The sequence below is a fragment of the Candidatus Rhabdochlamydia sp. W815 genome (assembly GCF_018642185.1).
In the GTDB taxonomy this organism is placed as follows: Bacteria; Chlamydiota; Chlamydiia; order Chlamydiales; family Rhabdochlamydiaceae; genus Rhabdochlamydia; species Rhabdochlamydia oedothoracis.
Genome location: NZ_JAAVTY010000085.1, coordinates 1 through 6780 on the forward strand (window position 1 = coordinate 1; position 6780 = coordinate 6780).

General features: G+C 35.2%; 5 protein-coding genes and 1 pseudogene. 4 read left to right on the forward strand and 2 right to left on the reverse strand.

The features are described from left to right. Positions 1 to 95 precede the first annotated feature (95 nt). Together RHOW815_RS06045 and RHOW815_RS06050 are read right to left on the reverse strand one after the other, a co-directional pair. A complete protein-coding gene (locus tag RHOW815_RS06045) occupies positions 96 to 476 on the reverse strand; it encodes a winged helix-turn-helix domain-containing protein (RefSeq protein WP_215217433.1) in 381 nt (126 codons plus the stop codon). Positions 477 to 533: 57 nt separating this feature from the next. Then, positions 534 to 678: pseudogene (locus RHOW815_RS06050) on the reverse strand (IS481 family transposase); the annotation flags it as partial. A gap of 723 nt (positions 679 to 1401) precedes the next feature. Here RHOW815_RS06050 and RHOW815_RS06060 point away from each other — a divergent pair. From RHOW815_RS06060 to RHOW815_RS06075, 4 genes are all read left to right on the forward strand, one after another. Continuing rightward, positions 1402 to 2487, forward strand: a complete 1086-nt coding sequence (locus tag RHOW815_RS06060) for a hypothetical protein (RefSeq protein ID WP_215217434.1) — start codon at positions 1402 to 1404, stop codon at positions 2485 to 2487. A gap of 284 nt (positions 2488 to 2771) precedes the next feature. After that, on the forward strand, positions 2772 to 3380 hold the full coding sequence (locus RHOW815_RS06065) for a hypothetical protein (protein ID WP_215217435.1): 609 nt from the start codon (positions 2772 to 2774) through the stop codon (positions 3378 to 3380). Between the two features lie 179 nt (positions 3381 to 3559). Then, complete coding sequence (gene lepB / locus RHOW815_RS06070; protein ID WP_215217436.1) at positions 3560 to 5269, forward strand: signal peptidase I; 1710 nt, start codon at positions 3560 to 3562, stop codon at positions 5267 to 5269. Positions 5270 to 5440: 171 nt separating this feature from the next. Further along, on the forward strand, positions 5441 to 6622 hold the full coding sequence (locus tag RHOW815_RS06075; RefSeq protein WP_215217437.1) for a DEAD/DEAH box helicase: 1182 nt from the start codon (positions 5441 to 5443) through the stop codon (positions 6620 to 6622). The last annotated feature ends 158 nt before the right edge of the window (positions 6623 to 6780 follow it).

A 6780-nucleotide genomic window follows, 5' to 3' on the forward strand; every position in this document is an offset into this window, starting at 1 on the left:
CGCAGAAATACTGTAAGGGGCTTGCTTAAAAGTTACGGAATACGATTGGGATCTGTGGGATCCAAAAGATTTTCGTCTGTGGTTGTAAAGCAGAATTAGATTGCGCATTGATAGAGTCGGAAGAAAGAGTTGTAACTTCTAAGCGCTTTACATCTAAGGCTCCATTGATTAATAAGTTTACGTCCTGTGTTCGTTAGCAATATAGCTTTAGATCCTTTTTCATACCATCCATAAGAGGGTTTGGAATTGTGTTGAGGATGAACCCCATCTAGATAAAGCAGTTGATCTGTTTGAGCGAGTTCTTTTTCTAGTTTTTGTAATTCTTGTGAAAAAAGCTTTTTTGCTTCCTCATTCACTTTTCCAGGAATCAGCTTAGGCTTTTTATAGGTGAAGTTTAAGCGGTGCAGTAAAGAAAACGTAGCTGATGGTGTATAACATATTCCAAAGTGGTCTTTGGCAAATAGGATTAACGACAAGTTTCAAGTCGTTGACTTAAATCCCATTAAGTTAGCCGTTTGAATTAGCACTACTATATACCCCATAGGATAAGAAGTAAACTTCTTCTTAAGGGGTTTTTCACCTTTTGTTTCAGGCAGACGACTTATCCCGTGTCTTTGTAAGCATCGATGAAGGGTAGATCTTGTAAGGTTAAGGAATAGTGGACTGTAGAGTATATAGTAGTTTCGATTCAATCACATAGAAAATCTTTTTTGTGCACTTCGAGGTTGAAAGGGCCATTTCAGGAAGAGACATTTTCCCCTTAGGGCCTCTTGAAAATTTGCCTTTAGTAATTAAATGTTGCTCCCGTTGCTTGTTAAAATCCTTCCAAAAATCCTCTATAGAGCAGTATAATTCGACAAGCTTTTCCATTTTTGGCCTCTTTTTGTTGTTGTTTTTTCGCAAATGAACTTGTACAACATTAAGAGGTCTTTTTGCACTGCTTTTTTGTCTTATCTTTCCTATTCTTAGTTAATTAAACTCAACACTGAGGTTTGTAAGATAGAGCAGCTTTTTCAAAAAAACCCAGTTATGCAATTCTTAATTTGAAATCAAATTCGAAACTCCACTAGAAGTGTTTAGGAGATTATCTACAAACATGCTATGCTCGAGTGCACAATAGATGTTTTTTCAAGTATTTATATGTTCTTTTTTGTGCACTTCGAGGTTGAAAGGGCCTTTAATATTAGTACAAAACCAAGGGAATAAATGTCTTCATTTTAACCTTCTTGAACTCAATAAAGTTTATTTAGGTATTCTTGCTTTAGTCAAGATGATTTTTTAATAAAATATTATTTACAGTTAATGATAATTAAAATAGTAAATTGATTATAGAGTAATTATAAAAATGACTTATTAAAAATGCGCTAATTTGTAAAAGCACAAAATAGACTACGGTTTTTTGTGCTTATCAAAAATATTCGAGTGGGATTTAAAGTCTTTTTACGTACAATTGCCAAAACCATGAAGAAATTGATCTATTTAGCCTTATGTATTTTTTCTCTGCCTTTTAGCGTCTACACTGCACAAAGCACCACCTTGAAAAACCGTTTTGAAAAAGGCTCTCCTGGTGACTTTATTGTAACCGCTCAAGAGGGCATCTATACCATTTTAATTCTGCGTCATAGGGAAAAGAACCAACTCATTCTAGAGGAAATTTCTATTCCTCAAGCGCAATTGGAAATAAAGAAAATACACTGGCAAAACTGGCTAGATGAAAAAGCACCAGGACATACTTCTTGGTCCCTTTTTGAAATCGATTTAAGCCAAGGAAAACTCATTGAATCCTACTCAATTAATAAGCAGAGTTGGTTATATATCGACTCTTCTGAATTTCTTTTATCTAAACTATTAGAACTGCCGTTGTATAAAGTGAGTAAAGAGGCACGAAAGAAAATTGGACCTCCTCCTGGATCAGGAGAACAGGATTTTAGATCGATCTGGAATCCCCCTTTGGTTTGCTCTGGAAAAGCGCTTAAGAAACCTAGTTTTGCAGTATATCAAGGACAATGGCCTCATGATCAATCGATCATTGAGGATTGCTTGATCGATTTTTACTTCTCCTCATTAGACCCTCTTTTTCCTTTTCCTTATTGGCTTGAAATACAAAGCACTCATTACACTCTAACTATCCGCGCAATCGATTCGGGAAAAGGATTAATTTCTCCTATCAAAGGAACAATCCCTCATCGGTTGCCAAACATTACCGTTGCTACGAAACGCAGTCCTGAAATGTGGACCATTTCTATTCAAGCCCCTGTATACTGCCATAATCTTAAGCTCTATGCTATAGAATCAGATTCCTTAAGTGAGGCAATTTTGATTCCTTTCCAATTAAGACTAGGCTCTGGTGAAGAAGTATTTATAGATATTTGTCCTGCTGCTTTACATAAAATATTAAAAAAAGGCTCTTATTACCGGTGGGTTTTAATTCCAGCATCAGACAGTCTTGTACAGATTCACTCATGGGAAAGCTTTCTTTGGGAATAAAACTTCTTTCCTGCTTGGTTGTTCGTAAATTAGACAACTTATCAACAAGCTTTCCACAATAAAATTAATTTACCTTTGCTATGTTTACTTATCTAAAAAAACCTTAGACAATAAGTATTTAAACTGTTTACAATTAGAAAGATAAAAAATTATCTCTTCTCTTTTTCCTACTCTTAATTTGCTCTTAATAGAATACTTATACAAGGGTTATCGATTTAAGTTGTGAACATTTTTCCCACAAAGAGAAGAGCTTAAAAAACGCAAATAATTTATATTTAATAAATATGAAAAGCCCTACTTTATTAGAAATTTCTTCCATCTATTTTCCTCATCGTTTTTATCGAATTACCTTCTCCCCTAGTCTCTCCAATCTTAAACTAGATGCTTCAAAAAAGACTTTTTTTCAAAAGATTCACAGCCAAATTCAAGAAAATCCTGAAAAATACCTATCTGCTTTAGAAGCATTTTATAAAGATCATCTCGATATTCCGGAGGTGGCTAATTTATTAGCTTTTGCTTACCTGAGATTAAAAAAAAGTAAACAAGCAGAAGAGCTGATTAAAATTACCTATGATCTGCATCCCTCTTATCTATGTGCTAAAATCAACTATGCTGATCAATGTTTGCGATATAAGAAAATCCAAGAAATCCCTGCTATTTTCCATCATAAACGTGATTTATTAGAACTTTACCCAGATCGCTTTTGCTTTCATTACTCAGAGTTTCGTGGGTTTATGGTTTGCATGGGGTTTTACCACCTTGCATGTAAGAATCGCGATTATGCTGATAAACATAGGTCTGTTGCAGAAGAGGTGGATCCCTTACACCCAGGGGTTATTGCTTTGAAAAACGCCCTAAAGAAAAGATTTTGGAATTTTTTTTATAGAAGATAAAAAGCTTGCTCTCTTTCTAAAAAACCCGTAAATTCTCTTTTTATAATGTTCTATCTATTTAAAGAATTTGAGTAACAATGTGGTTTTTTTATAAAAAAAAAATATACTCTCTCAGGCAATCTAAGCGTTATCTAATCCAAACGTATCATCTCTATAAAAAGAAAAAACACAAATTACCCTTGGATACCCGTAATGAGATAGAGGCTTCTTTAACCACTCTACAAAATGCGATCTTACAAAAAGATAGAACTTTAGCCGATCGACTAGCTAAAGAAGCTCAAGGTTTTAGCCTGACTTGCCTAAAAAAGGGGTCTTTTGACTACTTCCGAGATGTGGTAATTGGGGTATTTATCGCTTTAATCATTGCACTCTTAATCCGTCAAATGTGGTTTGAGCTCTATGAAATTCCCTCTGGATCGATGCGTCCTACTTTTAAAGAAAAAGATCGCTTAATTGTATCTAAAACAGATTTTGGAATCAATATTCCCTTAAAAACAAAACATTTGTATTTCAATCCCGATCTAATAAAACGTAATTCCATTGTGATTTTTACTGGAAAAAACATGGATATCTATGATGTAGATACTATGTATTTTTATCTATTCCCCGGGAAAAAACAATACATCAAGCGTCTCATTGGTAAACCAGGCGACACTCTATATTTTTATGGTGGACAGATTTATGGAATCGATAAAGACGGCAAGGATATTACCCAAGAGCTGCAATTAACCTCACTAAAGCAAATTGAGCATATCCCTTTTATTCATTTTCAGCGCAAAGTCGAGATTTCTCATAAAAACAACAATTCTCTTGTTTTCTATCAAATGAACGAACCTGTTGCAGAGTTTAATCTACAAAAAAACCAAGCTAAAATGCTTCCTATTTCTGGTTTTATTACAGATTACAGCGATTTATGGGGCTTTAAAAACTTTGGTATGGCAAGGCTGCTTAGCTTAGAAGAGCTAAAAGAGTTCAACGTAAAAGAAGTACCAAAAGGGGTGTTATATCTAGAGATTAAACACCATCCCTCTTTGCAGTCTGTGCAATTAACAAAAGATGCGTATAAAAATGTATATCCCAAAATACAGCTAAGCACATCTATTATTCCACTACAAGAGAGTCATCTAAAGGCGCTGATGCAAAATTTATATACAGCGCGATTTGTCGTAAAAGATCACCAAGTGTGTCGCTATCCTAATATGTGTCTGGAAAAAAAAGCCTTTGCTCCTATTCTTGCCGATGTACCGGATGGGTGTTATGAATTCTATTACGGCAAGGCTTGTCGCGTATTATCGCAAGGAATTACCGAGGAATTGCCTCCCTCTCATCCTTTATATACATATAGTCCACAAAATGTGCAGCTCTTTTTCAATCTTGGAATAGATTGGGATAATCGGTTTTTAAACAAAAAGAAAGAGCAACGATTAGTACCATCTCGTTATGCGTATTTTCGCAATCAAGATTTTTATCTGATGGGAGCGCCCATCTTAAAACATGATGATCCCTCTCTTACAGAATTTATCAGAAAAGAAAATTCTTCCCCTACTCCTTTTATAGATTATGGACCTCCTTTACTAAAGAATGGCAATCTTGATGTGGAATTTATTAAAAAATATGGCCTTACTATTCCACTAAAAATGTATCTTGTGTTAGGTGATAATCACGCAATGAGCTCAGATAGCCGTGATTTTGGCTTTGTTCCAGAAGATAATTTAAAAGGAAGTCCCAGCTGGATTTTTTGGCCTCCTGGATCTCGTTGGGGAAGGCCCAACCAACCTCTTTATCCTTGGATAAGTCCGCCAAATCTCATTGTATATGGCTGTGGAGCTGTAGGACTTATCTTCTGTTTATATCGCTGGATCAAAAAAAATAAGCTACCCATTCTATGATTTTTTTTTACGTTCTTATAAGGTTTTTATAAATACTATTCTTTTTTAGAATTTAAGAGATCTTGTTTATATTATTTAGTTTTGTTAAACTACTCATTATTCTTTTGCATCTTCTCTTTAGTCGTTGCAAATGATTAATCTATGCAATGCTACTTTAAGGTAAGTAAAAAAATGACAAGTAAAAATTTCGAAGATCTCATTCAAGAACCATTAATTCTTCAAGCAATTCAAGATTTAGGGTTTACAACTCCCTCAGATATTCAACAGCAAGCAATCCCAGAAGTTCTTAAAGGGAAAGATTTGCGAGCTTCTGCACAAACAGGAACAGGCAAAACAGCAGCTTTTATGTTGCCCTCTCTTTGTCAGTTATTAAAAAAGTCTCCGACTCGAGGACCCAAGATCTTGGTTTTGGTTCCTACACGTGAATTAGCCATGCAAGTAGTCGAAGAAACGGCCAAACTAAGTCGTCACCTTTGCCATATAACCAGTGTTTTTATTTGCGGAGGAATTCCTTATCATATCCAAAACCGAAAGCTTTCAAGAAATTTCGATATTCTGATTGCAACTCCTGGCAGACTCATTGAATGCTTGGAAGAAAAACGCATTGATCTATCTAATTTGGAAATGTTCATTTTGGATGAAGCGGACAGAATGCTCGATATGGGCTTTATTGAACCTGTTGAGTACATAGCTTCTATGACACCTAAATCTCGTCAAACTTTGATGTTTTCCGCTACTTATGACAAGAAGGTCTTAAGACTTGCAAATAGTTTGTTAACAAACCCAACGGAAATCATCGTCAAAAAGAAAGCCGCTAGCTATGACCTAATTGAGCAACACATTCGAAAAACAAATAACTTGGAGCAAAAATATAAACTTTTAGATGAGATTTTATCTGATCCAAATATAGAACAAGCTATTATTTTCTCTTCTACTCAAAGACAGACAGAAGAAATCGCTGATAAATTATGCTATGGTGGTCTAAAGGCAGCAGCTCTACACGGTGGAATGAATCAACAACAAAGAACGAGGACTATGAAAAAACTTCGCAATGGAGACATTAAAGTAATAGTCGCAACGGATGTAATGGCTCGTGGAATTGACATACCAGAGGTTAGTCACGTAATCAATTTTGATCTACCTAAGACATTAGATGATTATGTCCATCGTATTGGAAGAACAGGTCGTGCAGGGGCTAAAGGAAAAGCTTTTTCCTTTGCTTCTTCTAGGGATTATCAAATGCTTGGGGAAGTGGAAAGATTTATTGATGATCCTAGTGACTCTTCCCCTAAACCACAAAATAGAAGTAGAGGAAGAAGTAGAAGTCTGCAATCAAGAAGACGTTCCAGATAACTTTTGTAAAAAAATAGATGTAAAACCCTAAAAATTGGAGATGTCCAAGTTTTAGGGTTAGTCTTTTCAAGTTTGAAGTGCACAGAAGAATTAAAAAAAGAATAGGCAGGCGATGAAAGAATCTCTATTGTGATTTTTAACAATCAAACACAAGGAGA

Bases quoted from the DNA above. Each gene is read 5' to 3' on its own strand.
- RHOW815_RS06065 (WP_215217435.1), top strand. From the start codon at position 2,772: ATGAAAAGCCCTACTTTATTAGAAATTTCTTCCATCTATTTTCCTCAT.
- RHOW815_RS06075 (WP_215217437.1), top strand. From the start codon at position 5,441: ATGACAAGTAAAAATTTCGAAGATCTCATTCAAGAACCATTAATTCTT.